Annotated in this window: 13 protein-coding genes; 8 read left to right on the forward strand and 5 right to left on the reverse strand. The window is 37.2% G+C overall.

What is annotated here, in order from left to right; genetic code table 11:
• The 8 genes from FVB32_RS03035 to FVB32_RS03070 all read left to right on the forward strand — a co-directional run.
• The coding region (locus FVB32_RS03035; protein WP_147741105.1) for a T9SS type B sorting domain-containing protein at window positions 1–1,334 on the forward strand (1,334 nt) is incomplete at its 5' end.
• A 1-nt stretch (window position 1,335) separates the two neighbouring features.
• Window positions 1,336–5,856 (forward strand): T9SS type B sorting domain-containing protein, encoded by a 4,521-nt coding sequence (locus FVB32_RS03040; RefSeq protein WP_187269485.1) that lies wholly within the window; start codon window positions 1,336–1,338, stop codon window positions 5,854–5,856.
• A gap of 13 nt (window positions 5,857–5,869) precedes the next feature.
• Complete coding sequence (locus FVB32_RS03045) at window positions 5,870–6,814, forward strand: PorP/SprF family type IX secretion system membrane protein (RefSeq protein ID WP_147741107.1); 945 nt, start codon at window positions 5,870–5,872, stop codon at window positions 6,812–6,814.
• A gap of 23 nt (window positions 6,815–6,837) precedes the next feature.
• Entirely contained in the window at window positions 6,838–7,851 is a 1,014-nt protein-coding gene (locus tag FVB32_RS03050; RefSeq protein ID WP_147741108.1) for a dienelactone hydrolase family protein, read from the forward strand.
• A gap of 257 nt (window positions 7,852–8,108) precedes the next feature.
• Window positions 8,109–8,495 carry a hypothetical protein gene (locus tag FVB32_RS03055; RefSeq protein WP_147741109.1) on the forward strand — a complete coding sequence of 129 codons (387 nt, stop codon included), beginning with the start codon at window positions 8,109–8,111 and terminating at the stop codon, window positions 8,493–8,495.
• 291 nt (window positions 8,496–8,786) lie between these two features.
• Window positions 8,787–9,464, forward strand: a complete 678-nt coding sequence (locus FVB32_RS03060; protein ID WP_147741110.1) for a hypothetical protein — start codon at window positions 8,787–8,789, stop codon at window positions 9,462–9,464.
• Between the two features lie 1,383 nt (window positions 9,465–10,847).
• Entirely contained in the window at window positions 10,848–12,710 is a 1,863-nt protein-coding gene (locus FVB32_RS03065) for a sensor histidine kinase (protein ID WP_147741111.1), read from the forward strand.
• The gene (locus FVB32_RS03070; protein ID WP_147741112.1) at window positions 12,707–13,459 is read left to right on the forward strand and encodes a LytR/AlgR family response regulator transcription factor; all 753 of its coding nucleotides are present in this window, start codon (window positions 12,707–12,709) and stop codon (window positions 13,457–13,459) included. The genes FVB32_RS03065 and FVB32_RS03070 overlap by 4 nt, the downstream gene beginning before the upstream one ends.
• Before the next feature lie 19 nt (window positions 13,460–13,478).
• On the opposite strand, the gene FVB32_RS03075 is transcribed toward FVB32_RS03070, so the two are convergent.
• The 5 genes from FVB32_RS03075 to FVB32_RS03095 form a co-directional block, all read right to left on the reverse strand.
• Window positions 13,479–13,853, reverse strand: a complete 375-nt coding sequence (locus tag FVB32_RS03075; RefSeq protein WP_147741113.1) for a DUF7009 family protein — start codon at window positions 13,851–13,853, stop codon at window positions 13,479–13,481.
• Window positions 13,854–13,856: 3 nt separating this feature from the next.
• Window positions 13,857–14,438, reverse strand: coding sequence for a precorrin-2 dehydrogenase/sirohydrochlorin ferrochelatase family protein (locus tag FVB32_RS03080; protein WP_147741114.1), 582 nt, complete (start codon window positions 14,436–14,438; stop codon window positions 13,857–13,859).
• Complete coding sequence (locus FVB32_RS03085) at window positions 14,425–15,024, reverse strand: DUF4202 domain-containing protein (protein ID WP_147741115.1); 600 nt, start codon at window positions 15,022–15,024, stop codon at window positions 14,425–14,427. Before FVB32_RS03085 ends, FVB32_RS03080 begins: the two co-directional genes overlap by 14 nt.
• 83 nt (window positions 15,025–15,107) lie before the next feature.
• Window positions 15,108–15,398 carry a DUF6958 family protein gene (locus tag FVB32_RS03090; RefSeq protein WP_147741116.1) on the reverse strand — a complete coding sequence of 97 codons (291 nt, stop codon included), beginning with the start codon at window positions 15,396–15,398 and terminating at the stop codon, window positions 15,108–15,110.
• Window positions 15,399–15,461: 63 nt separating this feature from the next.
• Window positions 15,462–16,295 carry a GIN domain-containing protein gene (locus tag FVB32_RS03095; RefSeq protein ID WP_147741117.1) on the reverse strand — a complete coding sequence of 278 codons (834 nt, stop codon included), beginning with the start codon at window positions 16,293–16,295 and terminating at the stop codon, window positions 15,462–15,464.
• Window positions 16,296–16,301: the final 6 nt, after the last annotated feature.

Consider the following 16,301-nt stretch of genomic DNA (forward strand, 5'->3'; position numbering starts at 1 on the left):
GATCTGACGGCAACTATTTCGATGCGCCCAACGGAGGGGGCAACGCACTCTCCGCAGGGGACATCATCCCCGCATCCACCACCCTCCACGTCTTCAGCCCCGCTAACGGAACCTGCCCAGCGGTGGACAACACCTTCGACATCAACATTGACGCCCCCGTGGTCGCCGATGCCCCCAACGACGTCAACAACTGTGGAGCCTACCAACTGCCGCCCCTTGTCGACGGCAACTATTTCGATGCGCCCAACGGAGGGGGCAACGCACTCTCCGCAGGGGACATCATCCCCGCATCCACCACCCTCCACGTCTTCAGCCCCGCTAACGGAACCTGCCCAGCGGTGGACAACAGTTTTGAGTTAACAATCCACCAGTTAACAATCGTTACAAGTATTCAAAATGACTCTTGTTTGGAAACCAATGACGGCTCAATCAGTATTTCTATAGAAAATGGTATAGGCCCGTATCAAGTAGGCCTTAATTCCAATCCGGTTATCAATTTTGTGGATGATAATTTTATAATTGATGGATTGGCAGCAGGTAATTATTCACTAACTATAGCAGACAGCAATGGCTGTTCAGTTAATCAAGTTTTTGAAATTCAAACGGAAGGCATCAACCTTGGTGCTATAGTAAATCCAACCTATGATTGCGACTCTGGAGTATCTACCAACATGCTCGATGTTACATTATTGGACCCTACGGTAGCGCAAGATGTACTCTATGCTTTGGATTCCACAAATCCGAATGATTTTGTCCTGAGTCCAAACTTTACCGATATAAATCCGGGAAATCACTTTCTGTCCATCCTTCATGTTAATGGGTGTATGGAGACCATTCCATTTGAGATTGACACTATTGCTCCGTTAACATTAGGTCTGGCCAATACTAATATCAATGAAATCACCGCAACGGTAACAGGAGGTACGGGACCATATACATATTTCTTTAATGATAGGCCGGCGACCAACAATAATATCTTTTCAATAACAGAAAGTGGATCTCATTTTGTAAGGGTTGTTGACAGCAATGGCTGTGAAAGTTTTGAAACCATATCCCTTAATTTATTGGAACTAGAAACTCCAAACTTCTTTACTCCAAATAATGATGGACAAAACGATAGTTGGAAACCTAAAAACACGGAAGCTTTTTCCAATATGGAAACTATTATATACGATCGATATGGAAGAGAAATAAAAATAATGGGGCCTTTTGATGATGGCTGGGATGGACATTATGAAGGCAAAGCATTGCCCTCTGGAGATTATTGGTACATCATACAATTGAATGATGGTACCGAAAGAGCATATGTTGGACATTTTACATTGTATAGATAACATGAAAACGAGAATAACAAAAAGGACTGTCTTTTTTTTACAGCACCTAAGCTTCTTAATAATGTTAGCGGGAGTGTTGACCGTTTTACAATTTTGGTCAGAATCTAGCACTAGCTATACAGATAATTCTATGCTTTTAGCTGAATCTAGTTTTATTGATAGCCCAGCTTTTGGTTTCTCCATAAACAACTGTAACAACGATACTGAAAACCCGACCGCCAGTAATCCTCCGGATATAGAAGTCGAATGCCTTTTTGAAGTCCCAGACCCCAACCCAGCAGTCGTTACTGATGAGGCCGATAACTGCGGCGTGGACACCGTGGAATGGCTACATGATGTTTCGGACGGAGGCTCCAATCCCGAGGTCATAACCCGTACCTATCGCATAAAAGATTCATCTGACAATTTTACCGATGTGGAACAGATCATTACCGTGGAAGATACTGAACCACCTACGGCCAGTAATCCTAAATCTCTCAATTTGGCTTGCTATGAAGAGATTCCTCAAGCAGACCCCAATGTGGTGACCAATGGGAATGACAATTGTGGTGTTGCCAATATTTCTTTAATCTTAGAAGATGAAGAAGAGGATAATCATCGAAAAATTATAACCCGTATCTATAGAGTTTCCGATTTTAGTGGAAATTACACTGATGTAGAGCATAATATTTATCATTTCTCTCCTTATGGAAATCCTTATGCCCCACCTATAGAAATACAATGTTTGGCAGATATCCCTGAACCAGATACATCTCAAATTCTAGATGTTTTTGAAACTTGTGGGGCAATAAGCGTAGAATATGGAATGGACGCACCATGGTCTCATAATTCTTTTGATCGAATTTACCGAGTTAATTTTTTAAACTATGGATATGTATTGATAAATCAGATTATCACGGTAGAGGATTACACGAAAAAACCCACAGCCAGTGACCCGCAACCTATAGTTGTCTGCGGTATGCTACCCCAATCAAATTCTGAAGTGGTCACTGACGCTACCGATAACTGTATCGTGGACAGCATTACCATGGTCAAAGAAGTCTCTGATGAAATGAACAATCCAGAAACCGTTACCCGTACTTATCGCGTGGCAGATGAGGTGGGCAACTTTGTAGATGTGCAACATATCATTACCCGTTATGATTCACCTGAGTTAGATCCCATTGATGACGTTCAACTCTGCGGTGGTCTTGATTTCTATGCATTGCCCGCTATTCAAGGAAGCAACCTTAGTGGTAACGAAGCTTATTATAGTGGTCCAGATGGTTCTGGCACTGAGTATACCCCTGAAGAAGCAATTATTACCACCTCTGGCACCTACTATGCCTATGATGATAATGGCAACTGCTCTGACGAAGTCAGCTTTACCATTACCATTGGGGATATTGAACCCCCTACGGCCAGTATTCCTGAACCCATACATGTACAATGTATTGGTGATGTTCCAGATTATGATATCTCCGTTGTGACCGACGAAGCCGATAACTGCGGCGTGGACACCGTAGAGTGGTTGCATGATGTTTCGGACGGAGGCTCCAATCCCGAGATCATCACCCGTACCTATCGCATCAAAGATTCATCTGACAATTTTACCGATGTGGAACAGATCATTACCGTGGAAGATACTGAACCACCTACGGCCAGTAATCCTAAATCTCTTAATTTGGATTGCTATGAAGAAATTCCCGAGGTAAACCCAAGTATGGTCATTGACGCGGATGACAATTGTGGCATAGCCAACGTTTCTTTTTTTTCAGAAACCACACAGGAGTTTGGAAGTCATAAAATTATAACTCGTACCTATAGGGTTTCCGATTTTGCGGAAAATTTTATTGATGTCAACCACCATATTAGTTATAATTATCCCATTTCCAATCATCTTGCCCCACCCATATATGTGCAATGTTTGGATGATATTCCGGAGCCCGACCCATCACAGATTCTGGATATTTTTGAAGCTTGTGGAGCAACAAGTGTAGAATTCGACGTGGATGGGCCTTGGAATTATAATTCTTTTCCCAGAGTTTATCGTGTTTATTATTCCAATCCCAATTACCCTTACGAACCTGTTGAACAATCGATCATTGTTGAAGACGATACAGAAAACCCCACTGCAAGTAACCCTAATCCCACTATGGTTTGTGGGACATTACCGCCCTCAAATTCACAAGTGGTCAATGACATGGCAGATAACTGTGGGGTAGAGAACATTACTATGGTGAATCAGGTTTCAGATGGACAGACCGACCCAGAGACCATTATACGTACCTATAGGGTAACTGATACCTCGGAAAACTTTGTTGATGTGCAACATATCATTACCCGTTATGATTCACCTGAGTTAGACCCCATTGATGATGTTATAACCTGCGGAGAATCCTACCCATTCCCCGTTATACAAGGAAGCAATATTAGTGATAATGTATCCTATTACAGCGGCCCCGGAGGTACGGGAACGCAATATAACCCTGGAGAGGCGTTTACAAATACCTCAGGTACCTATTATGCCTATGATGAAAATAGTTTTTGCTCGGATGAGCAAAGCTTTACGGTTACCATAGGCGATGTTGAACCCCCTACGGCCAGTACTCCTGACCCCATTTTTGTGCAGTGTATTGGTGATGTTCCAGATTACAATATTTTGGTAGTGGAAGATGAAGCCGATAACTGCGGAGTGGACAACGTGGAGTGGTTGCATGATGTTTCGGATGGAGGCTCCAATCCCGAGATTATTACCCGCACCTATCGCATCAAAGATTCATCTGACAATTTTGTGGACGTGGAACAGATCATTACCATAGAAGATACTGAGGTGCCTACGGCCAATGAACTAAATAACATCTATATTTTTTGTCATGAGGAAGTACCGGATTATAACACTTCTGTTGTTACCGGAGAAACTGACAATTGTGGGATTGCAAGTGTGGTTTGGGTTAATGATATCTCAGAGTTTCCAGACGATCCATACATCGCCGAACTTATCACTAGAACCTATAGAGTTATTGATGTTGGAGGCAATGCGATAGATATAGAACAACGCATAACAATTAATCGGCATTTAGGGGACACTTTCGATGGTCCAAATCACTCACAAATGCCATACGTTTATGTGTCCTGCTTAGAGGATATTCCTGAGCCAGATCCAATGAGAGTATACGACCATTATAGTAATTATCCTTGTTATGGCGTACAAAATGTATCTGTTAGAGAGGTCACAATCTTCAGTCAAGTTCTCGAACCATTTGTAAGTCACTCATATCAAGTTGAGACATCATGGGGTGCTCAATTTATTGTTAATCAAAGTTTCTATTATGAGGTTGATAACGAAAATCCTACAGCCACTGACCCAATGGCTATTCATGTTCAGTGTGGTGACGAAGTACCCGCCCCCAATCCATTGGTTGTTATTGACGAAGCGGATAATTGTAGGGTTGAATCTGTGCACTATTTAGGTGAGGTTTCCGATGGAAATTTTGATCCGGAAACCATAACGCGTACCTATAGGGTCACGGATACTTCGGGCAACTTTATTGATGTAGCACACCAAATAACTGTTGATCGTTTTTCCATTACTTCTTCCACAGAAAACGAATCTTGTTCTGGGGCTGAAGATGGTCAGATGCAGTTATCAATACATGGGGGAGTCGCGCCTTTTACCGTACGTATCTCTACTATGCCAGCAGCCATTTTGAATGACAATAACTATGTTGTTGACGGGCTGTCTCCAGGCAATTATGTGGTCACAGTAATTGACAATAATGGATGTGAAGCAAGTCAAACGATACAGGTTGAGGACGGAGGTCCTAACCTTGACGCTATTGTGGAACCAATTTATAGTTGTGCAGAAAGTTTGCCTTCGTCCGTGCTTCATATTGAGATGCAAGACCCCACGGTGTCTTCGGATGTGCTCTATGCTCTGGATTCTACAGATCCGAACGACCATATAATTGATCCAAATTTTATAGACATGTCCGTGGGAAACCATTTCCTATCCATACTTCATACTAGTGGGTGCATACAAACCATTGCGTTTGAAGTAGCCGATTTAATACAGTTGGAACTTTCTTTGTCCAATACCCATATTAATGAAATCACCGCAAGCACTTATGGTGGTACTCCTCCCTACACCTATGTTTTTAATGGAGAAGAAAGATCAGAACCTATTTTTTATATAGCCGAAAGTGGCACCTATGAAGTGCGAGTAATAGATAGCAAAGGTTGCGAAACAATAGAAAACATTGCTATGGAGTTCATCGATATTGAAATCCCAAACTTTTTTACCCCCAACAATGATGGGCAATATGATCTCTGGAAGCCAAAAAATATTGAATACTACCCCAGAATGCAAACCTTGATTTTTGATAGATATGGCAGAAAAATAAAGGCCTTTGGGGCATTGGACCATGGATGGGACGGCAATTACAAATCGAGCACCCTCCCAGCCAGTAATTATTGGTACATCATTGAAATGAATGATGGTACCGGGCGCAGCTATGTTGGAACTTTTGCGCTGTATAGATAAAATAGAAGAAACAATGAAGAACGTAATATATTTTTTAATCCTGTTTTGTTTATGCTCTGTAAAGGCTCAAGAGTTGACCATACCGCAGCTTTCACAATACCTATCTGATAATCCCTTTTTAATGTCTTCTTCTTATGCAGGCATTGGCAACTATGTAAAGGTTAGAATGAACGGGCTTACACAGTGGGTTGGTGTTGCAGATGCCCCAGATACACAATCGCTTTCTGCAGATGTGAGATTGGGTAACCGATCTGGTATTGGTATGGTTTTGTACAATGACTCCAATGGAGAAACAAAACAACGCGGTGGTAAGGTTTCTTTTGCTCATCATTTAACCATTGACAAATACGAAAATCACTTTTTCTCTATGGCCTTTTCTTTCAATTTGAACCAATTTAGAATAGACATTCAAAATTTTATAAATAATAATGATCAGGCCGTTGTAGATGATCGCGCTTCCAGTAATCCTAATTTTGACTTGGGGACATTGTATCGTAAAGGGGGCTTTTATTTAAGTCTAAACGTGGGAAATATTCTCAATAAGAATTTTCAAAAATTCAACCCCATTTTTGAACCCAATACTTTACGTAATTATTATCTCTATGCCGGTTACAAACATAGAAGACATAAAAGGGATGATTTTGAAATTGAACCTTCTGTATTTTTTCAATATTTTGAAAATGACGGCAGATCGGTCACCGATGTGAATACCAAATTTAGGTGGTACGATTTTTTAGATTACTACTATGCAGGCATTACCTACCGATTTTTAAACGATCAGCCAGGCAATCCTCTCTACATAGCTCCAATTGTAGGACTTAAAAAGGGTGATTTTTATTTTGGATACTCTTACCAAGTCGTAATGAACGAAATATTGGGGTATTCCAAAGGAACCCATGTTGTTACTGTTGGAATAGACCTTTTTCAAGGCATCTCTAATTGTACATGTACTTATTAATAAACCATTTAATCTTAACACTTATGAAATTATGTCCCAAAACGTCTAGAACATTATACCGAATTTTGGTTTTAGGTATTACACTTTATTGTTCATCATGCGGACCAGATGACAACTCGTCTTTATCTGTTGCGGAAGGTGATGCAGTTCAAATCTCCCCAACTACTACAGATACCATTGTGCATGTAGTTGTAGAAAATACAAAAGTTCCTATTTATTTATCCATTCCAAAAGATTGTAACAATACAAGTTTTCCGGCTGTTGTTCTATTACATGGATCAGGGGGAATGTGGAAAAATGACGATATAGATGGTGGAATCATGTCCAGTCAAAATCGTGAATGGAGAGAAATATTTGACAACAACTGTATTGTAGGTGCTTATGTTGACAGCTATACCCCGGTTGGAGCTACAACAAAGTCTGGAAAGTGGGATACCCCTCCTGAAACTTTTGCATTGAGCACACAATTTATACGTCCCAGGCATGCCATCGCTGCTTTAACACTTTTGCGAAATCTTCAGTTTAGTGATGGAACCAAAATTGTAAGATCCAAGGATATTGCCGCTCTTGGATTTTCCGATGGAGCAGGTGCGGTTGCTGCTACACTTTATGATTCAAACTCAACGCCATCAAATTGGGATTGGACTCAAAAATTCGATGATATTGAATACACTATTTCAACTGGGGTTAAAGCTCCACCAAAAATCCCAACAGATGGGGGTTATGCAGGGGGAGTTTTCTACTACGGTGGTTCTTTTGCCCACGGTTATTGGGGTGGAAACCCTTGTGATTCGGATGCTATAGAAGACAATATTTATGAGGTTTATGCTCCAGTGTTGTATCAGATACCTGCCGATGGTTACCTTACAGAAAACACCTTATGCATGGTGGATTTGCTTATGGATAAGGGAAACCCTGTGGAACTTAATCTCTATGAAAATGTTGGTCACGGTTTTGATACAGATGGCCTTGAACAAAGTTCAAATGCAAGAACAAGTACTATTAATTGGTTAAAAAAAATATTACATATGGAATAAACGTTGAAAAAAAATTAAAAGTACTGCATGAACAAACCAACACATTGTCCAAAACAAACCCGCCTCAGACAATGTCATCAACCTTCAATATAAAAGTTTCCAAGAACCACTAGGTTTTAGCACAAGCCTTTCATGCAGAGCACAAAGCCCTAACTCAACCTTAGGTCGATTAAACTGGAAACATCATCATCCTCATAAAAAATAAAATCAAAAGTCTTTTAAAGACTTAAACCAGAACACCTAAATATTAAATTAATATGAAAGATAATTTTCTTGAAAAGTGGATTTTAAATCTAGTAAAATCTGAATATGAATTTGGAAAAATCCCAAAACAGGCGACCTATAGACTCAGGGAACGTATGGACGATTTTATAGAAGTAACTATAGATTGGATGGACAAAGAGAATAATCATTTTAAGATTGTTTATCATGCGCGATCATATGGCAGAAGAAAAATAAACGAAAGTACTGAGATGATAGACGATTCTATCTTTGAACTTGAAAACTATTATACTCTAGAGATACATAGCTATGTAAACCATATAAAAAGAAGTTACAGTACGAGAAAAATTGCTAATTACGATGTTATGAATGTAGTGGAACAACTGGAAAACTTGGATGAAATAAAAAATGTTAATTCCTAACGGTTATTCATCAACATAAAATAATCTTACACCTAACAGGAGCTTTTACCTTGCGAATCCTTGGAATGTAGAAATCATATTGATACCAGAATGTGCTACGCGTATTGAAATCTTTTATCTAATTAAAAGAAGTATGGATAGTATTTCATCCATGATAAGTGCATTTTATCGATGAGAATGTAACCATCAATTAAAATGAGGCATTTGTCTATTCGGCCCATATTTTTTGCTTGTAAATGAGTTATTTAGAGTTATGAAAATGTTCCCAAATTTTTAACATAAACAATACTTATGCATTTATTAACCATTATTTGGACTTTAATATGTGCCGCCGTAATTATAGGTTACCCCATTTATTTGTTCAATAAATCCTATTCAATGATCGAGGCGGCCAGAGAATGTTCTTCTGCACTGAGCCCAAACACCGTAGAACTCATTTCTTTTGATTTAAAAAATCAATTACCTGGTTGGTCTTTTAGTCTGAATGTACCTCAAATTACAGAAGAAGTATTATACAATAATCCTATTCTTTTTTATTTAGAATCCGATGAGACATGTCTTAAATTACCATTAAATAATGCCTCATTGGGTTATACAGCAGGTGTCTATAAAAATACCGGTAAAGTATATGTCACCTTTAAATCCTTAACTGATGGGGTTTCTAACTTTTATGTGCCTGCTTGGCATGTAAGAAAGCTTAAAATCCTCATAATAAAATCAAGAGATAAAAGAATTTATGGTGATTGGGGTGCTAAACCAAATAAATCAACTATTCATAAAGGTCTTCAAAAGGCAGGAGTAAACATAAACAACTATGAGGATATTCTAGGGTATTTTAGCAATATAGCCGCTATTGATTTTAAAGGACATTTTACAGAACCCTTAAATAATGCCATAACATTTAGGGCGTCAAATAAACAACAACCTATTCAAAACATAAAGACCCCAAAACTGTCTTCTACAGGTTAAAAGGTTGGTTATTTTAAAACTTTTAGTGTTCGTTTATTATTTTTATTGAATGAGGTTCCTCTATAGGAACCTCATTCTACATTTAGGAACAGTTCCTATCTTCCTTTTCGAGTCAAATTAGTCCATTTTCAAATAACAGACTAAGGAGGTATTTAACCAGTTTAGGTAAATGACATTCCTATCTAACTTCTTTCTAAAACATCCATAGAGGAAAACATTGCCAAATTACTCTAGAGATTCAGGTTTATAATCAAAAAAAATGAAAATGATACTTACTTAAGTTCAATTATTTCTATAAAAAGCATACAGAGCACAAAACAATTTGATTTTGTAATACCTCTCTTCATAATTTATTCTTTAAACCTTACAAAATATTAAAAGAACTGTACCCCTTAGTAAAAAGATATCACTTGTTGTTTCTCGCATATAAACCCATAGAGGCAATATATCAATTGAGAATGATCGTATATCAACTCACAACAATAGATTATTGCTTTCGCAGCTAATTTTACAGTATAAACCTCTAAAAAATAACATAATGAAATCACATCAGTTCTCATGGTTAACTACTATGATAATCACAGCGAAATTTGTTCATTTTCTCTTTATGAAAATAATGACAATGCAGCCTAATCTGACATGCTGATTTGCAACTAATTATGGATTTCCATATATCACAAACTCGCCATAAGTACTTTTTTAAAAAAGCCTAAAGCAAGTATGGGGTTATGCTGTGCATAGGCCATGCAAGAAAAGAACATGGCGAGTTTTACTTATGTATTTACTTTCAAAATTTATAATTGTTAGTATGCACAACAATGGTCTTTCTCATTTTTAGACTTTTGAACAGCATGAAGCTCGAATTAAAACCATTTTTATAGCATTAAAAATAGCCCAAGTTCTAGTTCTGGTTTAAAGTAATTTCATTCTCTCCCCCATTTATATTAAAACCTAGTTGAAAATAATTTAGAAGCATTTGTTCGGAAGAAATGTGCCGATTTTTCAGGTTTAGACTAAAAGTTTGCCTTTGAGTACAATGGCTTAAAAACGCTGCAGCTTTTTTGTATCCATGGCCAACTTAGGAAACATCAAAAAATAGAAGGCTCATATTATTTTTCGAGAAATACGTAATCCGTTGATATAACTGGAATACATAAAATCATTCATAACCCAACCCCAGTACAAAGTTTGTGGAAAAACATTTTAAGCAATTACACCAATGAACATACAACTGCATTTCATTTATAAATATGTTGCCATAGGAGCCTACTTCGAGAACAAATTAGGAAAACTATATTGCAAGTTCACTGTCCAATATATTTGCTCTACCATCCTAAAAAGTTCAAAGGGAATCTATTCACTCCAGACTAATCCAAATTGCATATGAAAAAAGCATATATTTTCTGGATTTTGGGTCTATTTTTTTCGGTTGGTTCCAATCTAAATGCACAGACAACCAAAGAGCAACATGTCAAAACTATTCCTTTTGCGGTTTTTAAAACAAATGATCCTGGCTTAGAATTATCCTCAATTTTAAATGCAAACTACCCATTTGAACCTCAAACAACTTATTTGAAATTGAGGAAGCCCAAAGACATCTATTGGATAAGGTTGGATTTTGTAAATAATCTGGATTTTCTAAAGAAAAGCGAAAAATGGCGTTTGGTTACCCCGTCCTTTGGTAAGGCTCAACTCTTCTATATTGAAAACGACTCCTTAAAACAAAAGGGATTTGGAAAATTCGATACATATGAACAGAGAAATTCTCAACTCCATTCCCATGAAATTCTATTTAAAAAACAAAATTTAATTGATGATAGATATCTTTATATTAAAGCTCATCTAATTACATATCATCAAGATATCAATACTTGGAAAATTGATATTATTTCAGATGAAGACAGCCAATTATTCAATGGCACTTATTTTAATTCTTATGCTGGTCAGTTAGCCAAAGATTATCTTTATTTGGGTGCATGCTCCATCGCTTTTTTTCTCTTTTTAACCATCTTTATCTATTCCAGAAGAACGGAATTTTTATATTATTCGTTATACGTACTTTGCTCTATTATTTACCTCATTTTTCCAGAAATAGAACATGCGGACCTCATAGCTTTTTTTGACACTTTCCTCGGTCATTGGGTGATTGCCATTTCCCAGGTCTTGATAAATCTATTTTACGTGCTTTTTGCATCACACTTCTTACAATCAAAAAAGGCGTACCCCAAGCTTCATAAAATAATGTGTTTTGTTATTTATACATTATTGGCAGTTGTTGTTTTAGATGGAATAACTTACTTATTAGGATACTACACCATACATCTTAAAATTCTAGATTTTCAAAGACTGTTTATGACAATTTTTGGTATCTTATCAATGGGGTATCTTATACTCAAAGCAAAAGATAAGCTAGCCCTTTTTATAGTGCTTGGGTCATTTCTTTATATGGCGGGAGCCTTATTATTTTTGTTTTTGCTTAACAGATATTACATGGTGGTAGGGTCCCTTTTAGAAGTTATTATTTTTTCATTGGGTTTGGTGTATAAAATTAAAATAGACTACGAAGAAAAATTAGAACTTCAGAATCAAGTTTCGATTAAGGAAATTAGTGCCTTAAGAGCTCAAATGAACCCTCATTTTATTTTTAATTCCCTAAACTCCATTCAACATTTAATATTAAATAACGACACAGTTTCTGCGGTTAAATACCTATCTAAATTCGGCAGACTTACAAGAAATATTTTAGAAAGTTCCTTTGAAACAAGGGTTACACTTACAGACGAGATAAAACTACTTTTTTCTTACTTGGAACTGGAGTCTCTCCGTTTCAACAAAACGTTTGTTTATAGCATAAACACTGAAGAAGATTGGGACACTGATAGTGTGGAAATTCCACTTCTACTAATTCAACCCTATGTTGAAAATGCAATCATTCACGGTCTTATGGGCAAAAAGTATGGAAAGCGTATTCTTAACATTAATTTTAAAAAATATGTCGATGGTGTTATTTGTGAAATAGAAGATAATGGTATCGGTAGAATAGCATCTAAAAACGAAAAATCAATAATCAAAAAACAAATAAAATCCAGAGGCATGGAAATAACTGAGAAAAGACTTAAATTATTGGGAAAATACAATACCGAAAAAAGTAGTGTTGAGATTGTAGACAGGTATGACCTCAATGGCAATCCAACTGGGACCACGGTAATTATAAGAATTTTTGAAATATTAAAAACGGCAGTATGATTTTGAAAGTGGTAATAGTAGAAGATGAAAAGCACAGTAGGGAAACATTAAAATCCTTATTAGAAGAATTCTGCAAAGACGTACAAGTTATTGCAACAGCAAGCTCTGTAGCTGAAGCCGTTAAAGTACTTTCTGTTTTTAGTCCGGACGTAGTATTTTTGGATATTGAGCTGCAATCTGGAGTGGGTTTTGATGTCCTCAACCAAATCAAGGACCCCAACTTTGAAGTAATTTTCACCACAGCTTTTGAAAAATATGCCATAAAGGCTATAAAATTCAGCTCTTTGGACTATTTGTTAAAACCCATTGACCTAGATGAACTTCAGCAAGCGGTGGAAAAAGCTAGAAACCGAATGGATACCAATGTGTATCGACAACAAATTGATACGCTCATGCACAGCTTGGCAAGAGAGTCCAACAAGCAAGAAAAAATTTGTCTTGCAACAACAGCTGGCATGGAGTTTATAGCTATTGAGGATATTATCATTTGCAAAGCGGATGGTTCTTACACATCCTTTATCCTTAAAAACAAAAACTCCCTTTTGGTAAGTAAGCATCTTAAAGAATATGAAAATCTGTTATCCGATCAGCAATTCATGCGAGTACACAATAGTTATCTAATTAATCTTAATGAGGTGAAAAAATACATTAAGTCTGATGGTGGTTATATTATTATGAGCAACGATATGCACGTGAGTTTATCTCCAAGGAAAAAGGAAGATCTAATGGATGCAATGAAACGCTTATAATAACAGTAGTCTCTGTGATTTATGATTGTAGATTAGCTTTAGGGTTTGGATAATTATCCGATTGATCTTCAGTGGTTTGATCCATACAAACAAAATCTTTTTCCAACAACAGATGTAATTGTGCACCTTCTTTTGTTGTAATAGTATTTTCGTAGCCCACTTTTGAGCTTACAGCCCAAACAGTAGCAACCTCTTTTGGAACAAGCAGTGTTATAGTGTTATTTTGGAATTCGGCCTGCAAACCCATAATTCCTTGTTTTACAGTGAGCTGATAGTTAAATGTGCTATTGTCAAAACAAGTCTGCTCTGTATAAACACCATCTCTACAAAAGGTTTCTACCTCTGTTTTCGTAAGTCTAAATCGAATTGAATTTCCCTTAATCCTAATCTTCATTACCTATTCCTTTTTATGGACCAAACTCTTGGTGAATTCATTTAAGGCCTCCACTTTATCCTCAAAATCACCTTTAATGGTTTTCCTATACTCGTTTAGATTTTTTACAAGATCATCGATATTTTCTGGAAGCACATCCTCAAAAAACTGTCGTAATCTTTTGGCTGTGGTAGGAGATTTTCCGTTAGTAGAAATAGCAACTTTTACATTGCCTTTGGTCACAATACCTCCCATATAAAAATCGCAAAGAGGAGGATTATCAGCCACGTTTACCAAAATACTGCGTTTTCTACAATCAAGATAAACCGTTTTATTTACTTCAACCTTATCTGTACAGGCAATTACAATATGTTTTCCTTCTAAAAAACTATCCTGATACACCTCTTTTACAATTTCAACTTTGTGCTTGCTTGCCAATTCCAAAGTATCCTCCAAAAATTCAGGAGCTACCATTTGAACTGTGGCATTAGGACTGGATTTTAATAAAAATGATAATTTTTCCAATCCCACATTTCCTCCACCCACAATAAGGATATTTAAGTGGGATGCCTTTAAAAAAATTGGATATAATTCATTCCGCTCCATTATCGATTGCTCTTTTTATTAGTTGTACAGCTTCCTTTGACATTGGTAATTCCAAAGCGGCCTTTTGACCTTCAGATGACATCTTTCGCCAAGTCTTTTGAAGAATATCGATTATCTTTTCCTCTGGATGCTTACTACAAAATGCTTCAAAATAATGTTGAAGAAACACTAAACAAACCACATCTTCCAAAACTTGGGTTTCCTCGTTTTTCTTTAGTTGCTTTTTTAGTAAAAGGAATTCAACGTTCTCGATTGTATCCTGATCATAACCCGCTTGATTTAATAATTCAGCTGCTTTTTGTGCATGAAATTTTTTGAGGTCTTGCCGCCACTTTAAATATCCAGCGCGATTTTGTTCGTAATTATCCCTAGGGATTTCCCATCTACAAATGTGTTGACAACGTGCAGCAAGTTGCAGGGCCTCTGAAGCATTGGGAGCAAATGTCCCCAGTGTATCACTCATCCGGTGAGCGTACAACAGTTCCTTTGGATACGTTTGGCCGCCAAAGTCTTCCGTATTGGGGTCCTGCCGATTGGCTTCATCAAAAAGATAAAAAGCGTCCACAAGCTTTCCGGATGTAGCCATAGCATCTGATTTTTGATAAAATTATTCAGAAAAGGAATAGGAGCAAAGCTATTTGTTGTTTTTAAGGTTTTGTGGGTGCTCTTTTAATTGATTTTAATGCGCAGTTGATGCGGACTTGTTTTAGGAATACGTTCAATAATTCCCCGAGCTTCTAAATCCAATTTCACAGTAACAATATACCACAATACTTTGCCGTCAAACTTATCCGTCAATTCCTCAACGGCCTTATCTCCTAAACTTTCAAAGGTTATTGTTCCGTATTCCGCAATAGTGTTTACTATAAAGTCTTTAATAAAATCGTACCGCCTTTTAAGAATATTAACACCAGCTTTCCCCTCCGGGTGAAGTGTCATTATTTTTTCATTCTTAGACATTTCATTCAGATTAGAAATAAATATTTTTCAAGTGTAACTCGTGTCTATCAATATACGAAAATCTTATTTTTTAATCACCTTCCCATCGCTGGACAATACTTGTCTGATAATTTCTGCATCCCCTTTGTAAAAAAGTCTACTGTCTGAATTGGCAGTAACGTCAATGGTTTCTGAAACAGTAAGGTATGCATCGCTATCTGAGGATAGGAAAATCTCCAAATTGCTCACTTGCAATCCATAATCTTTAAGTTCACTATCAGAGGAAAGCGTAGCTTCCAAATCATTTATATTTCCTATCATATCGAAAACAGCGTCGGAAGATAATTTCACAACACCTTTCTCAACATCTGATTCTCCATCTAAATCTGCCCCAGACGAAAGATTCATATAGGCATCATTTGCTTTAAGGTAGAGCTTCGCTTTACTATCTGATGAGGCTCTTAATTCAAAATTATTTGCAGTAATGTCTCCCTCAAAATAAGCATCGGAACTTAATTCAATAGCTACGGTGGTTGTAGCAAGAGGAGAATCCAAAAAAATGGAGGCGTCTGATGAAGCTTTAAAATCTGAAATGTTTCGGGTGGTAACAAACAGATTAAGTGTTTCCCTTCCCTTTATCCGTAAGTTGTTATCCAATTTTACCACTAACCGTCCCCGATCCTTATATACATTGATTTTTTCAATTAGATTATCATTTGCCTCAATACGTACACGCTCCTCGGTTTCAGAAAAAGTAACATATGCCCTAAAGTCCGTTGCTACTTCCAATGCAGTAATATCATCAAAATCATATTCTAGAGTGACTATTTCCTCAGATACTCTAATGGTTTCATAAGAGCAGGAGGCCATAGCCAAACCAAAGGCAGCTATAATACAAGTTTTTTTGATTTTTTTCATGGTGTA

Source organism: Flagellimonas hymeniacidonis (assembly GCF_008040165.1).
Classification (GTDB): Bacteria; Bacteroidota; Bacteroidia; order Flavobacteriales; family Flavobacteriaceae; genus Flagellimonas; species Flagellimonas hymeniacidonis.

Bases quoted from the DNA above. Each gene is read 5' to 3' on its own strand.
- FVB32_RS03065 (WP_147741111.1), top strand. From the start codon at position 10,848: ATGAAAAAAGCATATATTTTCTGGATTTTGGGTCTATTTTTTTCGGTT.
- FVB32_RS03055 (WP_147741109.1), top strand. From the start codon at position 8,109: ATGAAAGATAATTTTCTTGAAAAGTGGATTTTAAATCTAGTAAAATCT.
- FVB32_RS03085 (WP_147741115.1), bottom strand. From the start codon at position 15,024: ATGGCTACATCCGGAAAGCTTGTGGACGCTTTTTATCTTTTTGATGAA.
- FVB32_RS03050 (WP_147741108.1), top strand. From the start codon at position 6,838: ATGAAATTATGTCCCAAAACGTCTAGAACATTATACCGAATTTTGGTT.
- FVB32_RS03070 (WP_147741112.1), top strand. From the start codon at position 12,707: ATGATTTTGAAAGTGGTAATAGTAGAAGATGAAAAGCACAGTAGGGAA.
- FVB32_RS03095 (WP_147741117.1), bottom strand. From the start codon at position 16,295: ATGAAAAAAATCAAAAAAACTTGTATTATAGCTGCCTTTGGTTTGGCT.
- FVB32_RS03080 (WP_147741114.1), bottom strand. From the start codon at position 14,438: ATGGAGCGGAATGAATTATATCCAATTTTTTTAAAGGCATCCCACTTA.
- FVB32_RS03040 (WP_187269485.1), top strand. From the start codon at position 1,336: ATGAAAACGAGAATAACAAAAAGGACTGTCTTTTTTTTACAGCACCTA.
- FVB32_RS03045 (WP_147741107.1), top strand. From the start codon at position 5,870: ATGAAGAACGTAATATATTTTTTAATCCTGTTTTGTTTATGCTCTGTA.
- FVB32_RS03090 (WP_147741116.1), bottom strand. From the start codon at position 15,398: ATGTCTAAGAATGAAAAAATAATGACACTTCACCCGGAGGGGAAAGCT.
- FVB32_RS03060 (WP_147741110.1), top strand. From the start codon at position 8,787: ATGCATTTATTAACCATTATTTGGACTTTAATATGTGCCGCCGTAATT.
- FVB32_RS03075 (WP_147741113.1), bottom strand. From the start codon at position 13,853: ATGAAGATTAGGATTAAGGGAAATTCAATTCGATTTAGACTTACGAAA.